We start from the raw sequence: 15,433 nt of genomic DNA, 5'->3' as shown, positions 1-15,433 counted from the left end.
GCTCAGGCCGTCTCCAGGGGCAGGCGCCCCTGGGCGGCGAGGCGCAGGCAGGCATCGACCGCCTGCGGGTCATAGAGGGTGCCGCGGCGTTTCTGAACCTCTTCCAGGGCGACGTCCAGCCCGAGCCCGGGACGGTACGGGCGGTGCGAGTGGATGGCCTCCACCACGTCGGCGACCGCCAGGATGCGCGATTCGAGCAGGATGGAGTCACCCTGGAGGCCATCCGGATAGCCGGAGCCGTCGAGGCGCTCGTGATGCTGGCGCACGATGGTGGCCACCGGCCAGGGGAAATCGATGCCCTTGAGAATCTCGTAACCGGACGCGGGGTGCCCCTTGATCAGCTCGAATTCCGTCGCGGAAAGACGTCCGGGCTTGGCGAGGATCTCCACCGGGACCGAGATCTTGCCGATGTCGTGCACCGCGCTGGCCACGTGCAGGCCCTTGCGCCGTTCCGGGTCCAGGTCCAGTTCCACCGCGATCGCGTCGGCGAGCTGCGTGGTGCGCTGCTGGTGCCCGGCGGTATACGGGTCGCGGACTTCGATGGTGGCGGCCATCGCCTCGATGGTGCGTTCCAGCGAGTGTTCCAGCGCCGCGCGCGACTGCTGGGTGCGCAGGCCGTACACGAGATCGCCGGCGAGTTCGCTCAGCAGGGCGACGTCGTCCGGCTCCGCGAAGGCATCCCGCGAGCGGGCCGCGACCTGCAGATCGCCCAGCGGCCCCCGGTCGTCGCTCAGCGGCAGCACCAGGACCAGAAGGGGGAGATCGACGGTCCTGCGCACCAGGCAAGGACCGTCCGGTTTCGTCCGGTCGGGGCCCGGTGTCACCGGTTCCGTGTCCATGCCCGCGAGCTGTTGCCGACCGTCCCGCAGCCGGACCCGAGCGGCGGCGTAGCCACCGGTGGTGGTGATGGCGGCGGTCATGCCGCGCAGGAGCTCGTCCGGACTTTGCGCGTGTACCAGCGCACGGTTGCCGGCGGAGACGGTATGCAGTGCACGGGTGCGCTCGTGGACCAGGGCCTCGAGCGCCTGGTGGGACTGGTGCATGGCCAGATGGCTCTTCACCCGCACCAGCACCTCCTCGGCGACGAAGGGCTTGGTGATGTAGTCCACCGCGCCGGCGGCGAAGCCCCGCAGCTTGTCTTCGGGTTCGCGCAGGGCGCTGAGGAAGATCACCGGGATCTCGGCGGTTTCGGGGTCGGCCTTGAGGCGCCGGCAGACCTCGAAGCCGTCGAGGTCCGGCATGCGGATGTCCAGCAGGATCAGTGCGGGCCGGCGTTCGGCGACCGATTCCAGCGCCATGCGGCCGCCCGGCGCCACGCGCACGCCCAGGCCGGCCTGCTGGAGCACGTCGACCATCAGGCGCAGGTTGCTGGGGTTGTCGTCCACCACGAGGATCCCGTCGCCGGCATCGGAGGACATGGCCGGGTGCGGGTGGCCGGAATCGTTCTGCGGGTTCACGTCCGGTTTTCTCCAAGCGCCTTGAGGAGGTCTTCGTAGCGGAACGCCTCCGCGGCCTTGTGGATCACCCGGGCGCACTCGGGTTCCTCTTCGTGCAGCGTTGCGACCCACTCGTTCATGCCCTGCAGGTCGCCGGAACGTACGGCGCGTGCCAGCGCCTCGCGGCGTTCCGGAGAAAGGGGCCGCAGCTGTGCGGCCAGGGTTTCCGGCGCGGGCGCGTCGTCCGCCGGGGTCGGGGTGTCCGTTTCGGCATCGGCGTAGCGGAATTCCACGCCCAGGTGGCGTTCCAGCGTGCCGAAGATGTCGTTATCGCTGTAGGGCTTGCTGATCAGATCGGCACAGCCCGCCTCGCGGATCTCGCGGGCCTGGGCGAGGGAGGCCGAGGCGGTCAGGGCGACCACCACCGTGTCCTGGCCGCCGGGGGCCTCGCGGATAGCGCGCGTGGCCTGGTAGCCATCCATGCGCGGCATGCGCATGTCCATCCACACGAAGTGCGGCTGCCATTCGCGGTAGACCTCCACGGCCTCTTCACCATCCGCCGCCAGACGGACATCGAATCCGGCCTCTTCCAGCTGCCGCTGCAGCAGGATGCGATTGGATTCGGAGTCGTCGGCCACCAGGATGCGCCAGGCCGGCTGACCCGGCGCCAGGCCCAGCACCCGACGCGCGGCGGGGGCCGGTGTATCGGCGGTGTCGTCGGCCGCTTCCAGCGGCAGGTCCACGCTGAAACGCGACCCCTGACCCGGCGCACTCGAGACATCCACCGAACCGCCCAGCAGTTCCGCGAACTGGCGAGTGATCGACAGCCCCAGGCCGGTCCCCTCGGTGGTGCCGGCCGCGCCACCCTGAACGAAGGGTTCGAATATGGATTCCTGCTGTTCCGGCGGGATGCCGGGGCCGGTGTCCTCCACGCCCAGCTGCAGGCGCCGTTCGCCCGCCGGATCTTCCCGCGTCTCGGCGCGGAGCTCGACGCCCCCGGTTTCGGTGTACTTGATGGCGTTGCCCACCAGATTGATCAGGATCTGGCGCAGCTTGCGCGCATCGCTGCGGATGAAGCGGGGCAGCTCGGGATCGGTGTCCAGGGTCAGCGTCAGGTTCTTCTCCCGGGCTCGTGCACCCAGCGTTGCAACCACATCCTCCAGGGTCTGCGGCAGGTCCAGCGTGACCGGCTCCATGGTCAGGCGGCCGGACTCGATCCGGGCCATGTCCAGCACGTCGTTGATCAGCGACAGGAGGTGATCGCCGTTGCGTTCGACCAGGCCGAGGTGGTCGCGCTGTTCGCCCGTGAGGTTGCTGCCCCGTGCCGCCAGGCGCGAGAACCCGAGGATCGCGTTCAGCGGGGTGCGCAGCTCGTGGCTCATGCTGGCGAGGAAGACGCTCTTGGCGCGATTGGCGTCTTCCGCCTGTCGCCGGGCCTCGTCCAGTTCGGCGGTGCGTTGTTCGACGCGGCGCTCCAGTCCGGTGTTCAGCTCGCGGATCTGCTGTGCGGCGGCATGCTGGGCACGGACGTCGCGACTCAGGCGCCGGGCGCCCGCACTCAGTCCGGCCAGGCCCAGCAGCCAGACGCCGGACAGCGCTGCCAGCGTGACCGTGGCGGTCTCCGCCTCGCGTTCGCGGTAGTCGTCCAGGGGCACGGCCACGGACACGCCGCCGCGGATGTCGCCCACCTCGTATCCCTGATGGGCATGGCATTCCAGGCAGCCGCGCTCCACGCGCATGGGCGCCATGTAGCGCAGATGGGGCTCCTCGTCGATGTCCGCCACTTCCAGGCGTTCTTCCGCGCCTTCCCGGAAGGCCTGCAACGCCTCCTCCTCCCACGGATCGGGCGCATTCTCCGGGCGCAATGGCTGCAGGCTGGTGATATTCCCGCGTACTCCGAACAGGTCGCCGAACTGCTCGTTGAGATGGCGCAGCATGTAGGCGGGGTTCATCAGGGTCAGCTCCTGACCCGAGGGCGTAGTGATGTCCCGCTCCGGCAGGTGCGCCAGGTACGGGTTGGGCTGGACCAGATCGCTCACCGGCACGTAGACCCCGCTGTGCAGGGTGCCCCAGAAACGGAAGGCCTGATCCTTGTTGAAGTTCGCCTGCGCCTCCTGATAGGCGAGATCCAGGGTCATGGTCCGGAAGTGGTCCAGCAGCCACAGGCTCAGCCCGGCAAAGGACAGGGTCCACGCAAGCGCCGCCAGCACCACGTACTTCCGCAGGTGTCGCAGTTGCGCCCGGAAGGCGGTGTCGGCATGCGCGTCGGACATGGGACTGTGAACATCCATCGTGATGGAGTTCACAGTCTAACAGTTCACTCGGGCAGCACCCCTACTGACCGATGCGGTAGCGCGAGGCGAGCTCGCGTACCCGCGAGGCGATATTGGTCAGCTCGTGGCTGGCGGTCTCGGTCTGGTTGGCCCCGCCAAGGCTCTCGCTGGTCGCCTCGTTGATGGAAATGATATTGCGGTTGATCTCCTCGGCCACGGAGTTCTGTTCCTCGGCGGCACTGGCGATCTGGGTGTTCATGTCGCGGATGCGTTCCACCGCCGCGACGATCCGGCTCAGCGCGTCACCGGCCTCCTGCGCATTGCTGGCGGTGTTTTCGGCCATCTCGCGGCCCCGGCCCATGGCATCCACGGCGTTGCGGGTGCCGGCCTGCAGGTTCTCGATGGTCGACTGGATGTCGGCGGTGGAATCCTGAGTGCGGGAGGCGAGGGTGCGGACCTCGTCGGCCACCACCGCGAAGCCGCGCCCCTGCTCGCCGGCGCGCGCGGCCTCGATCGCGGCGTTGAGCGCCAGCAGGTTGGTCTGCTCGGCGATGCCACGGATGACGTCCAGCACGCTGCCGATCTTCTGGCTCTGTTCGTCCAGGGACTGGACGGCTTCGGCGATCTGCCCGACCTCGGTTGCAAGCCGGCCGATGTCGCCGACGACCGATTCCACCACCTTGCCGCCCTCCCGCGATTCGCGATCCGCTTCGTGGGTGGCGCTGGAGGCGTCCGAGGCGTTGCGTGCGACTTCCTGCACGGTAGCCGTCATCTCGTTCATCGCGGTGGAGACCTGTTCGGTCTGTGATCCCTGTTGATCCAGGTTCGTCTTGGTCTGGGTCGACACCGCCGAGAGTTCTTCCGCCGCCGAGGCCATCTGGTCGGTCATGCCGCGCAGCTCGCCGATCGTGTTCTGGAACTCGTCGAGCATGGTGTTCAGGCAAGTGGCCGTGGAACCCAGTTCATCGTGGCTTTCGACGTCCACTCGTCGGGCGAGGTCATGGTCACTGACGATGCCCTCCATGGTTTCGCGCATGCGGCCCAGAGGGACGGCAACCCCCCGGTAGGTCATCCATCCGGTGCCGAGTACGACGATGAATCCGGCGAGGGCGACCGCGATGAAAACGAGGACCGAGCGGTTGTACAGCTCGGCGATCCGGGTCGCTTCCTCTCCGGCGACACGGAGTTGCAGGTCCACCAGTTCGTTGATCTTGTCGCTGATCGGATCGATGGATGCATACAGCGGGCCGTTGAATTCGCTCAGTTCGCCCGAGACGTTGCCGGACATCCCCGAAAGGGCGCGTTCCAGTCGGTCCAGATCCGCGTTGGCATCGCGAAACAGGCCGCGGGCTTCCTCGGCCAGGCGCGCCTCCTCTGCGGTGAGTTCGGTCGCCATGTAGGTTTCCCACTGCTGATCGATATGCGAACGGGCGCCGCGCACGTCCTGCAGGGCCTCTTCGGCGGTGAGCATCCCGTGATCGGCCTTGTTGACGGCGTCAATCACCAGCACCGCGTAATCGTCGGCGATCTCCTTGAGCTGCTGCAGCGGGATGACGCGGTCCTGGTGTACGCGGTCCACGCCGGCCTCGATGTCCCCCATGAAGCGCACCGAGAGCAGCGCGATCACGATCAGCGCGATCAGCGGGAGCGCCACCAGGAGCTGGATTTTCGCGCGAATACTGAGAGTTTTACCCATCGGGGATTCCTTGATCATTTGGGCGGGCAGAGTCGGCAAAGAGGGCGGATCGTACAGGTTGTGACGACTCCCCTGCCGAAAACTAAAGCGGATCAGTGTTTCCTCAAGGCCTGCACGACGCCTCGGACGGCACCCCGGACATGGATCATCTGCAATGACGGCTTTATCACCCCAACGAGAAGTCCGGGCGGCGGTGGAGCGGTATTTCGATCTCTACTTCCGGACCAGGCTCTGTATGCCGCCAGGGCCGGCGGACGCGATCGCGTGGAACGAGGCTGACCCCCCACGGCCCTCGCGTTTCGTGTATAGTGCGCAGCTGACCGTGTGGTCATTCCTTTTCGCCGGGCCCGGGGCACTCCTGTGCCGTCGCTGTTTCCGGCCCGTGTGAGTACTGTGTGATGTCCGAATCTCCCTCCTTTGACCAGCTCGGTCTGTCCGAGTCGCTGGTCCGTGCCCTGTCGAATCTGGGCTTTGCCACCCCCACCGCGGTTCAGGCCGCCTGCATCCCCGCCCTGCTGGGTGGTCGCGACGTGCTGGGCGAGGCCCAGACCGGCACCGGCAAGACCGGTGCGTTCGGCCTGCCGCTGGTGGATGGCGTGGACGCGGCCCTGAAGGCGCCGCAGGCCCTGGTGCTGGCCCCCACCCGCGAGCTGGCCGGTCAGGTGGCCGACGCCCTGAGCGGTTTCGCGGCGGGTCTGGACGGCATCGAGATCCTGCCGGTCTACGGCGGCCAGCCGATGGGCCAGCAGCTGCGCGCCCTGCGCGACGGGGCCCAGGTGGTGGTTGGCACGCCCGGCCGCGTGGCGGATCACGTCCGCCGCGGGAGCCTCGATCTGTCCAGCCTGCGCATGGTGGTGCTGGACGAGGCCGACGAGATGCTGCGCATGGGCTTCGTCGAGGAGATCGAGTGGCTGCTGGAGCAGACCCCGGCCGAGCGCCAGACCACGCTGTTCTCCGCGACCATGCCGGCGCCGATCCGGCGCATCGCGCACCGCCACATGCGCGAGCCGGAAGAGATCCGCGTGGGTGCGGGCAACGAGGCCGGCGTCGACATCGACCAGAGCTACTGCCTGGTCGATCAGCGCAACAAGCTCGAGGCCCTGACCCGCCTGATGGAGACCGAGCCGGATCTGGACGCGGCGGTGGTCTTTGCCCGTACCAAGGCGGCGACGGTCGAGATCGCCGATCGGCTGGGCGCCGCCGGCGTGGCCGCATCGGCGCTCAACGGCGACATGGAGCAGGGCGAGCGCGAGCGCGTGGTCGCCAACCTGCGCGACGGTCGCCTGGACGTGATCGTGGCCACCGACGTGGCCGCGCGCGGGATCGACGTCCCGCGCATCAGCCACGTGTTCAATTTCGATGCCCCGGGCGATGCCGAGGTCTACGTGCATCGCATCGGGCGTACCGGCCGCGCCGGGCGCAAGGGTCGCGCGATCCTGTTCCTGGAGCCGCGCAAGCGGCGCATGCTGAAAGACATCGAGCGCCTGACAGGCAAGTCCGTGCGGGAACGGGCCGTGCCCGACCGCGAGGCGGTGCGGGCACGGCGCGAGGATCGCTTCGCCGAGCGCGTGCGGGCTGCCGTGGCGGATGACGCCGGGGATCGTCACGCGGCCCTGGTGGAACGCCTGCTGGCCGATGGCGAGACCTCGCCGCAGGATCTGGCCGGTGCCCTGGTGGCGCTGGCCACCGAGGGGTCCCCGCTGGATGCCTCCGCCACCGCCGGTGCGGACCCGCTGGCCGGCGCGGCCCGTGCTGCGCGCGACGACCGCTCCGGTGGCCGCGACAAGGGCGAGCGTAACAACAAACGCCGCGAAGGCGGCCGTCAGGGCGATCGCGACTCGGGTCCCGAATCCGGCATGGTGCGCTACTACATGCCGGTGGGCCGCACCCACGGCGTCGCGCCGGGCGCGATCGTCGGGGCGCTGGCGAACGAGGGCGGGCTCAAGGGCCGCGACATCGGCCGCATCGGCCTGCAGCAGGAACACTCGCACGTGGACCTGCCGGAGAGCCTGGACGAGGGCGCGATCCGCAAGCTGGGCGGCATCCATGTCGCCAACCGCCGCCTCGGTCTGACGCTGGAGATCCCGGCGCCGCAGGGCCCGGGCCACGACACGCCGGCGCGCAAGTCGAAGCCCGCATCCCGCAAGCCTGCCGGCGGCAAGCCGGCCACCGGCAAGCGCCCCGCGTATCAGGCGACGGGCAAGGGCCCCGGACGGGCTGCGGGCAAGGGCCAGGGCAAGAACAGTACCGGAACCCTGGGCATCCGCCGCAAGGCCGCCAACGGCTGATCGCCGAAGAGGCGGCCGGGGGCCGGCTCAGATCCTCAGCTTTCGCAATGCTCGCAGACGGCGTCGGCGGAGGCGTCGTCCGGATATCCGCCCAGCCGCCGGCGGACCTCCTCCTCGTCCATCGCCCGGATATCTTCGGCCAGGCGGTCGAGGTGCGTGAGGATGGTCGCGGAGCACTGCTTGAGATGGGGTAGCAGCTCCCGAGCCCGGTCCAGCCGCCGGGTGTCGTCGAACCCGGTGGAACCGAACAGCCGTGCCAGCGGTGTCGGCTTCTCGGTCTGTTCCTCGAACAGGATGTTGAAGATCCGCCGGTAGGTGGCGTGGAGTTCGTCGTGCGGCGGTTCGATCCGGCAGTAGGATGCCAGATCCGACAGGCCGCGCCCTTCGCCGTAGTACCACTGGCCGAACTTGCAGTCGGTGGGGGCGACCGGGACCTTGTCCTGGTCCAGCGGGATCCCTTCGATCAGTCCGTGGGCGTAGCTGACCCACATCTTGTGGCTCAGCCGGGCGCGGTGGATCCGCTTGATCACGTCCGCTTTGGTCATCTTCGTCTCTCCGAGCGACGCGGAGCGCCGCGGCAGAGGGGGTATTCAGGGATGAAGCGACCCCAATTCTGGCCTGCCCGCGGCGCGGATGGGACGGCCGGAATGCGGAACCGTTCACGGTTCCGCACATCGTCCGGGAGTCAGTCGGCGGTTTCGTGCTCGAGGTGGTCGATCAGGTGCTGGATGTCGGCGGGGTCGGCCGCGGCGGGGAGGCGCTCGAGGACACGCTGGCGGCGTGCTTCCGGCGTGAGGGGGGCGCGTTCGTCGACTACGCCACGCTCGCGCAGGAATTCGTGCAGCTGTTCGCGATGGCCGGCCCGCAGGCGCTGTTCCGTGCCGCTGGCCATGGTGATCGGGTGCTGCTGCAGGCTTTCCAGCAGGGCCTGCGGGTCGCCTTCGAGTTCCGTGGCGCGCTGCGCCACGCCCTCCAGCGCGTTGTCGGTGAGCACGCCGGCATCACGGGCCTCTTCCAGCAGGCCCCGGTCCACCGTTCGGTTGTGGCCGATGCGCCGGGCCGCAAGCCAGTGTTCCAGCGCGAGGGAGCGATATGCCAGCGCGGCGCGCCGGTGCTCGTCGGGCAGGGCGCGGCGTGCGATCCGGCCGTCCAGCAGGCTGCGTAGCGGGCCCACCCGATCGACCCGCCAGACCTGCATCAGGTCGCGCGCGGTCGCGGGATCATCGAACAATACATGCAGCAGGTGGACGTCTTCGGCGGGCCGCGTCGGGTCCGGCCGTGGAACCCCCAGTTCGCGTGCCCAGGCGGCCAGGTCCTTGCCGGCCGGCTCCGGGATGACGGGAGCCGCTGGGAGCGCGAACCGCGCAGGTTCGGTCGCCTCCAAGGGGAGCCCGCGCAGCGCCTGCAGGTCCACGCGGTGCGGCCATTCGCCGGTAGCCTGGTGCCATAGCTGCACTTCATAGTCGCTGGCGGCCAGGTACAGGATCTGGCGATCCCCGTCGCGGGCCAGTTCCTGCAGGGTACGGAACATCACGCGGGCGCGTTCGGGGTCGGTGGTGGCCAGGGCCTCGTCGATCAGCAGCGGCCAGTGTCCGGCTCCCCCGGTCGCCTCGCGCGTCTCGACCCGGGCCAGGCGTAGCGCCAGCAGCAGCTGCATGCGGGTTGCAGTGGAGAGTTCGCCGGGGGGACGCAGCGCGCCCTGCACGCGGTCCTCGCCGACAAAACCGTCCTCGTCCTCGCTCAGCCGCAGCGCCCACTGGTGGTGGGTGAAGCGGGCAAAGGCCTCGCGCGCGCGGCGCAGCAGTTCCGGTTCTTCCTCGCGGCGGAACTCCTCCTGGATGTCGTCGAGCAGGAAGCGCCCGGCTTCGGCGTCCAGGGCCTCGTCGCGCCGCCGTTCCAGCTCCTCCCCGGCGGTCTGCTCGGCCGCCAGTGCTTGTTCCCGTTCCCGTTTGCGGCCGGTCTGCGCGATGCGTTCCCGGATCTGACTGCGTTCTTCCTGCAGTGGTTCCAGTCGTTCGGCACGGTCGGTGGTTTCCGCAAGCTGGCGTGCCAGGCTTTCACGGTCGCCGGGCGGGTCCCCGATGCCCGCCAGGGCCAGCAGATCCGCGCGGGACTCGAGCTGGCGGGCCAGGTCGTCGCGCCGCAGGGCCTGCTCCTGGCGCTGGCGCTGCAGGGCCTGCCAGTCTTCCCGCTGTTCCAGACGACGGTCCAGGGTTTCCCGCTGGTCGGGCTCGAGGCCGACATCGGCCAGTTCGCGTGCCTCTTGTCGGTCGATTTCCGCCAGCGCTGCCTGCAGGCGGCGACACTCGCGATCCATCTCCGCGATCCGGCGTTCCGCTTCCGCGGCCTGAACGGCGCGGGCCCGCAGGGCCTCGAGCGCCGCCGCCAGATCCGCGGCGGAAGCCTCTCCGGGGGCGGCGCCGTTCGGGTCGGGAGTCGGCCAGCGCGCGAGGGCCTCCTGCAGTTGTTGTGTCAGGGTCCGCACCCGGCCGGCGATTTCCGTGTGCCGCGCTTCGGCCTGGCCGAGCGTCAGTTCGGCCTGTTGCAGGGCGCGTGTACGTTCGAGGAAGTCGTCGAGTCGCGCGGCCAGGGCGGGATCGAAGCCGGCCTCGCGGGCGAACTCGGCCTGTTCGGCGTCGAGTTGCTGCAACGCCGCGTCCACGGTGTCGCGGTCGGCGCGCAGGGTCTCGGCCTCGTCGAAGCGCCGGCGGGTCATGCGCAGTGCGTCGCGCTGCTGTTCGACGGCCTCGAGGCGGGTGCGCACGCCGGCTGCGTCCCAGGCGCCCGGGGGAATGTCCAGGTCGAGGTCCTCGAAGTCGCGGGCGAGGCGTTCGCGCTGCGCCGTTCGTGCCATGGCGTCGGCCGAACGCCGCAGGCCCGCCGGCAGCACGCGCGGAAAGAGCAGCGGGATCAGCGCGAGCAGCATCACGCCGCCGCCGATGGCGGCCAGCCACGGGGGACCGAGGACCCCGCCATACACTGCGATGCCGCCGCCCAGTGCGGCCCCCGCCACCGTCGGCAGGACCGGCCGGGCGGGTTCGGCCGGTGCCGGCAGGGCCAGCCAGTCGTGCAGCAGACGGGCGGCGCGTTCGTAGCGCTGCAGGGCCTGTTCCGGAGAGTTCTCCGGCGCGCCCTGCAGGCGGGCCTGCAAGGCCGTGCGGCGGTCCTCCAGTTCCTGCCGCCGACGGGTCAGATCGCGAGCGCGGTCGAGCGTGGCATCGTCGAGGCGGGGCAGCTCGCGCGCCGCGGCCGCGTGCCCGTCCAGGCGGGCGATGGCCTGCTCGCGGGCAGTCCGGGCGTCGGTGCATTCGCGGGCCGCGGTGGCGAGTGCCTGTTCCTGCTGGCGAAGCTCGTCAAGCCGTGCGCGCAGGCGATCCAGTTCGGTTTCGTCGGGGCGTTCGTTCTCCAGGCCGGTTTCGGCCAGCCGGGCGTACGCCCGGTCACGATCCTGTTCGGCCTGAGCCAGTTCCTGTCGGGTGTTTTCGCGCTGGCGGGCCAGCTCGTCCAGACGCGCGGGCTCGCGGCCGGTGAGATGCTCCATGTCCGGCGGGAAGCGCTCGAGCTGCGCGTCGAGGCCGCGCAGGGCCTGTGCGGTGTCGTGCAGCTGCAGGGCGGTGTCCAGGGCGCGACGTTCCTGATCCGCGTTGCGCGCATCCTCGATGGCCCGGTCCAGATCCGGCAGGCGGCGTTCCTCGTCCGCGATCCGGCGCTGGTCGCGTTCCACCTCTTCGCGGCTCCGGCGGGCCTGCTCCAGCTCCCGGCGTTCCTTGTGGCCGGCACGCGGGGCGGAATGGAACAGCGTCTCGCGCAGGGCCGGCAGGTCGAAGCCGCCATTGAGTTCGCGCCGCAGGTGGCCGGCCAGCGCCTGTTCGCTGGCGCCCTGTACCTGCAGCAGGTCTTCCACTCCGATCAGGTAGCTGTCCAGCAGGTCGGGGGGCGGCGGAGCCGGCGGATCCGCGGGCCGGCCGTCGCATTGCCACGTGACGTGGGTGCCGTTGCGGTCCACCGTCCAGCGGTGCTCGCCATCGTGAAAGCCCGCGGTCAGGGACAGCTGGTGCGGATCGCCCGCGCGGTGACCGGCCAGCAGGTAGCGCAGCGCACGGATCAGACTGCTCTTGCCGGAGGCGTTGGGTCCGGTGACGAAATTGATGGTCGGGTCCAGCTCGTTGACGGAAAAACTGCGGTCGATGCCGGGCAGTCGGCGGATGTCGATATGCTGCAGTTTCACGGGCGGGCCTCCGTGTCCGGATCGGCCAGCAGGTGTTCCAGTAGCCGGCTGCCGCTGTCGGCCAGGCGCGCAGCGACGGCCTCGTCATCCAGTCCGGCCTCGGGCAGGCCGCGCCAGCGGGCGTCGGTGGCGACCGAAGCCAGGCGCTCGCGTGCCTGTTCCAGCAGGGCGCGGCGGTCGGGATCGTCGACGGGATGTTCCAGCAGCCGCAGGCGGCGGGCGAGCAGGCCGGCGTGGTCCTGGCGCCGTGCCAGCTCGTCGAGATCGACGGGCGGGCGGGTGTCGGCAAGGATGCGTTCGATGAAGGTGAAGCGCTCGGGGCTGGCGGCAATGCTTTCCTCGCGGTGCTCCTCCAGTTGCTGCGCGACCTCGCCGGCCAGGGTGGTTTTTCCGGTCAGGCGCAGGCGCAGGCCGAGGGCGCGTGGCGGGGCGGGGCGCGCATCGAGTTGGGCTTCCAGCTCGCGCAGGCCCTGCAGCAGGCGCGTGCGGGCCTGCTCCGGGGCCTCGAGCCCGGTGAGGTCCAGATCCAGTCGCGCCCAGTGCAGCGGCGCCAGGCATTGCTGTTCGATCGATCGGATGCGGTCGCCTTCGACGGTGATCAGCCACGGGCCGCGGGAGCCGTGTTCGCCGGGGTGCAATCCGGTAACGGACCCCAGGTAGCCGCCCGAGTAACGCGGCGCAGCCGACGAGGTTCCCGGTCCGGCGAGCGTGTCCAGGGCATCGGGTCGATGGATATGCCCCAAAAGCCATGCGTCCAGCCCGGCGGCGGCGAGTTCGGCGGAGCTGACCGGGGCGTAGTGCGAGTCGCGCGCGTCGCGGTCGGCGTGCAGCAGGCCCAGGTGAACGCTGGCTGCCGCGCCTTCGCCCCGCGCATGGAAGTCATGTCCGGCGAGCGGGCTGGTGGTCACCCGCCGCGACGGGAACGACCAGCCGTGCACGGTCACCCGGTCTTCGTCCGCGCCCAGGGTGAGGCGCTCCCAGGTCCCGCCACGGCCCAGCAGGTGGAAGCCCTCCAGTTCGTCGGCCAGGCGTGGCAGCACGGTGACATCGTGGTTGCCGGCGACGCCCACGACGGTGATGCCGGCCTGATCGAGCTGCCGAATCCCCTGCAGCAGGAGGCGGTAGGCCTCGAAGAAGTCGTCTTCGCGCTCGACCAGGTCACCGGCCAGTGCTACCGCGTCCACCTGCTGTTCAATGGCCAGGCGGACACAGCGCTCCCAGGCCTCGGCCGGGCCCAGTTTGGCGCCGTCGTCGGCCAGCGCGGCCGGCAGCCGGGACGGACGGCGACCCAGGTGCATGTCGCCTACGGCGAGGATTCGAACGGGCATGGAGGTCCCTTTCCGTGTTCGGGGCCCTATGGTGGCACCGCCGTGGCCGGGGGAGAAGCCCGGCAATGCGCGTCCAACATCCCCTCCGTCCGGAGGGGGACAGGTTGGAGCCGGTGCGCGATGCTGGGAGGCGACGGCAAAATCATCTCCGGGGGGAGGGCCATGAAAGATTTCAGCATGCGGGAGACCCTGGGTCTGCTGCGCAGTACCGCACCGTTTCTGGTGTTCCGGTTCGTCATCTACGTGGGGATCACGCTGGTGTACGTGATCGGCACGGGGGTCGGTGCGGGGCTCGGCTACGGGATCGGCTACATTGGTGACAATCCGGGGGTGTTCGGCCTGTGGGGCGGCTTCATCGGCTTCGGCCTGGTGGGCGCGGTGGTGTACTTCTTCCGCGAATACCTGCTGTACATCGTCAAGGCCGGGCATATCGCGGTGCTGGTGGAGCGCATGGACGGGCAGGAGCTGCCGCAGGGCCGCGGCCAGATCGAGCACGCGCGCGAGGTGGTGCAAGAGCGCTTTGCCCAGGCCTCGGTGCTGTTCGCGGTGGATCAGCTGATCAAGGGCGTGCTCAAGGTCTTCAACCGGGCCTTCTTCAGCATTGCGGCGCTGATCCCGCTGCCCGGTACGAAGGGTCTGGCGAGCTTCATCAACACGGTCATTAACCTGTCGCTCACCTATCTGGACGAGGTGATCCTCGCCTACAACATCCGCACCCGGGCCGAGAACCCGTGGGCAGCCAGCCGCACCGCGCTGATCCTGTATGCGCAGAACTACAAGGCGTTCCTGAAGAACGCGTTCTTCCTTGCCTTCTTCATCTGGGGCATGACCTTCCTCGTGTTTCTCGTCATCCTTGCCCCCGTCGCCGGCCTGGTGGCGCTGATCCCGGCGCTGGCCGGTCCGCTGACGGTCGTCATCGCGCTGGTGCTGGCCTGGGGCGTGAAGCAGGCCGTGATCGAGCCGGTCGGCATGGTCGCGTTGATGCAGGTGTTCAACCGCGTGACCGAGGGGCAGGAGCCCGACCCGGAATGGGAAGGGCGTCTGGAAAAACTGACCGGCAAGTTCGGCGAGATGCGGCAGAAGGCCGCGGCCTGGACGGGCGGCTCCGGGCGTTCCGATGAGACGGACGATATGGCGACGGCCGGTGCCGCCAGCAGTGGTGGTGAAGGGGCTGACAGTGATGCCCCGACAACAGGCCCTGTCGAGCAGGATCCCGAAGATCGTGGGCGGGACGCCCCGGATCGGGGCGTTAGGTAAACGCCGGTTCATCGACCCGGATTTACGCAGTTTCGCCGAGGCACACGGATGTGCCCCGATCAGCCGACCCTCCGTTTGGAGGGGGGCACCGGCTGGCCTACAATCAACGGAATGCGCCTTCGTCCTGAGCATATAAAAGCAATCCGCGAGGTCGTGCGCCGCGAATGCGGTGCGAGCGCCCGTGTTCGGCTGTTTGGCTCGCGTCTGGACGATGCAGGGCGAGGTGGCGATGTCGACGTGCTGGTTGAGCTGGATGACCCGGTCGAGCGCCCGGCCATGCTTTCCGCCCGTCTCTCGGCCATGATCAGTCGCCGGCTCCAGGGGCGTGCAGTGGACGTTGTCCTCTCCGCCCCGAACATCACCCGGAGCCCGGTTCATGACATTGCCGAAAGAGAAGGGCAGCTTCTGTGAAGCTCGGGCACGAACAACTGGAACGTCTGCGGTTTCTCGCGCGTGTCGTACAGCGTGAGCAACAGCATCTTCTGACCACCGACCAGCGCGTATTCAACGAGCCATTCACCCCGGCCCGTGCGCGCGACCTCGCCGAGAAAGTAGACGAGGCCGAACGAGTGGAAGCCTTTGTCAGCCGATTTGGCCGCCTTCAGGATACCCTGGGGGACAAACTGCTCCCGCTCTACCTCGAAGCGCTGGGAGAACATGTTGGCGCCGCCATTGACAACCTTGACCGAGCCGAAAAGCTGGGGCTGATGCCTTCGAGTGACGACTGGCTGGCCATGCGGAAACTGCGCAACCAGATGGTGCACGAATATATCGAGGACCCAGTGACCCTTGCCGACGCCCTGCAAACGGGGCACGAATTCGTGCCGACGTTGCAGTCTGTCGTTCAGGCATTCCTGACTGACATGCGCGCCCGTGGCTGGACCATTGCGGAGACATGACAGACGACCCGTTTAGAGATCACGGTGG

Annotated in this window: 10 protein-coding genes; 4 read left to right on the top strand and 6 right to left on the bottom strand. The window is 69.2% G+C overall.

The genetic code is table 11. The annotated features are described in order from the left end of the window. Positions 1 to 2: 2 nt before the first annotated feature. The 3 genes from B1A74_RS03860 to B1A74_RS03850 all read right to left on the bottom strand — a co-directional run bounded on the left by B1A74_RS03860 (position 3) and on the right by B1A74_RS03850 (position 5,405). On the bottom strand, positions 3 to 1,457 hold the full coding sequence (locus B1A74_RS03860) for an HD domain-containing phosphohydrolase (protein WP_077243818.1): 1,455 nt from the start codon (positions 1,455 to 1,457) through the stop codon (positions 3 to 5). Next, positions 1,454 to 3,709: an ATP-binding protein gene (locus B1A74_RS03855; RefSeq protein ID WP_077243817.1), complete on the bottom strand. Its 2,256-nt coding sequence runs from the start codon at positions 3,707 to 3,709 to the stop codon at positions 1,454 to 1,456. Before B1A74_RS03855 ends, B1A74_RS03860 begins: the two co-directional genes overlap by 4 nt. A gap of 61 nt (positions 3,710 to 3,770) precedes the next feature. After that, positions 3,771 to 5,405, bottom strand: coding sequence for a methyl-accepting chemotaxis protein (locus tag B1A74_RS03850; RefSeq protein WP_077243816.1), 1,635 nt, complete (start codon positions 5,403 to 5,405; stop codon positions 3,771 to 3,773). A 398-nt stretch (positions 5,406 to 5,803) separates the two neighbouring features. Between B1A74_RS03850 and B1A74_RS03845 the strand changes: the two genes are divergently transcribed. After that, positions 5,804 to 7,693, top strand: coding sequence for a DEAD/DEAH box helicase (locus B1A74_RS03845; RefSeq protein WP_077243815.1), 1,890 nt, complete (start codon positions 5,804 to 5,806; stop codon positions 7,691 to 7,693). Between the two features lie 35 nt (positions 7,694 to 7,728). Here B1A74_RS03845 and B1A74_RS03840 read toward each other — a convergent pair whose 3' ends face one another. The 3 genes from B1A74_RS03840 to B1A74_RS03830 form a co-directional block, all read right to left on the bottom strand. Then, positions 7,729 to 8,238, bottom strand: a complete 510-nt coding sequence (locus B1A74_RS03840) for a CZB domain-containing protein (RefSeq protein WP_024328424.1) — start codon at positions 8,236 to 8,238, stop codon at positions 7,729 to 7,731. A 140-nt stretch (positions 8,239 to 8,378) separates the two neighbouring features. Then, positions 8,379 to 11,921 (bottom strand): AAA family ATPase, encoded by a 3,543-nt coding sequence (locus tag B1A74_RS03835; RefSeq protein ID WP_077243814.1) that lies wholly within the window; start codon positions 11,919 to 11,921, stop codon positions 8,379 to 8,381. Beyond that, on the bottom strand, positions 11,918 to 13,249 hold the full coding sequence (locus tag B1A74_RS03830) for a metallophosphoesterase family protein (protein WP_077243813.1): 1,332 nt from the start codon (positions 13,247 to 13,249) through the stop codon (positions 11,918 to 11,920). The genes B1A74_RS03835 and B1A74_RS03830 overlap by 4 nt, the downstream gene beginning before the upstream one ends. Before the next feature lie 162 nt (positions 13,250 to 13,411). Between B1A74_RS03830 and B1A74_RS03825 the strand changes: the two genes are divergently transcribed. From B1A74_RS03825 to B1A74_RS03815, 3 genes are all read left to right on the top strand, one after another. Next, entirely contained in the window at positions 13,412 to 14,506 is a 1,095-nt protein-coding gene (locus B1A74_RS03825) for a hypothetical protein (RefSeq protein WP_077243831.1), read from the top strand. 153 nt (positions 14,507 to 14,659) lie between these two features. Next, complete coding sequence (locus B1A74_RS03820) at positions 14,660 to 14,917, top strand: nucleotidyltransferase domain-containing protein (RefSeq protein WP_051073614.1); 258 nt, start codon at positions 14,660 to 14,662, stop codon at positions 14,915 to 14,917. Continuing rightward, positions 14,914 to 15,405, top strand: a complete 492-nt coding sequence (locus B1A74_RS03815) for a hypothetical protein (protein WP_077243812.1) — start codon at positions 14,914 to 14,916, stop codon at positions 15,403 to 15,405. Before B1A74_RS03820 ends, B1A74_RS03815 begins: the two co-directional genes overlap by 4 nt. Positions 15,406 to 15,433: the final 28 nt, after the last annotated feature.

Origin of the sequence: Thioalkalivibrio halophilus, from assembly GCF_001995255.1 — a bacterium.
GTDB lineage: Bacteria > Pseudomonadota > Gammaproteobacteria > Ectothiorhodospirales > Ectothiorhodospiraceae > Thioalkalivibrio > Thioalkalivibrio halophilus.
Note: the sequence above shows the minus strand (reverse complement) of the source record. Positions and strands in the feature narration are given on the sequence as shown.

Bases quoted from the DNA above. Each gene is read 5' to 3' on its own strand.
- B1A74_RS03855 (WP_077243817.1), bottom strand. From the start codon at position 3,709: ATGTCCGACGCGCATGCCGACACCGCCTTCCGGGCGCAACTGCGACAC.
- B1A74_RS03850 (WP_077243816.1), bottom strand. From the start codon at position 5,405: ATGGGTAAAACTCTCAGTATTCGCGCGAAAATCCAGCTCCTGGTGGCG.
- B1A74_RS03845 (WP_077243815.1), top strand. From the start codon at position 5,804: ATGTCCGAATCTCCCTCCTTTGACCAGCTCGGTCTGTCCGAGTCGCTG.
- B1A74_RS03840 (WP_024328424.1), bottom strand. From the start codon at position 8,238: ATGACCAAAGCGGACGTGATCAAGCGGATCCACCGCGCCCGGCTGAGC.
- B1A74_RS03830 (WP_077243813.1), bottom strand. From the start codon at position 13,249: ATGCCCGTTCGAATCCTCGCCGTAGGCGACATGCACCTGGGTCGCCGT.
- B1A74_RS03825 (WP_077243831.1), top strand. From the start codon at position 13,412: ATGAAAGATTTCAGCATGCGGGAGACCCTGGGTCTGCTGCGCAGTACC.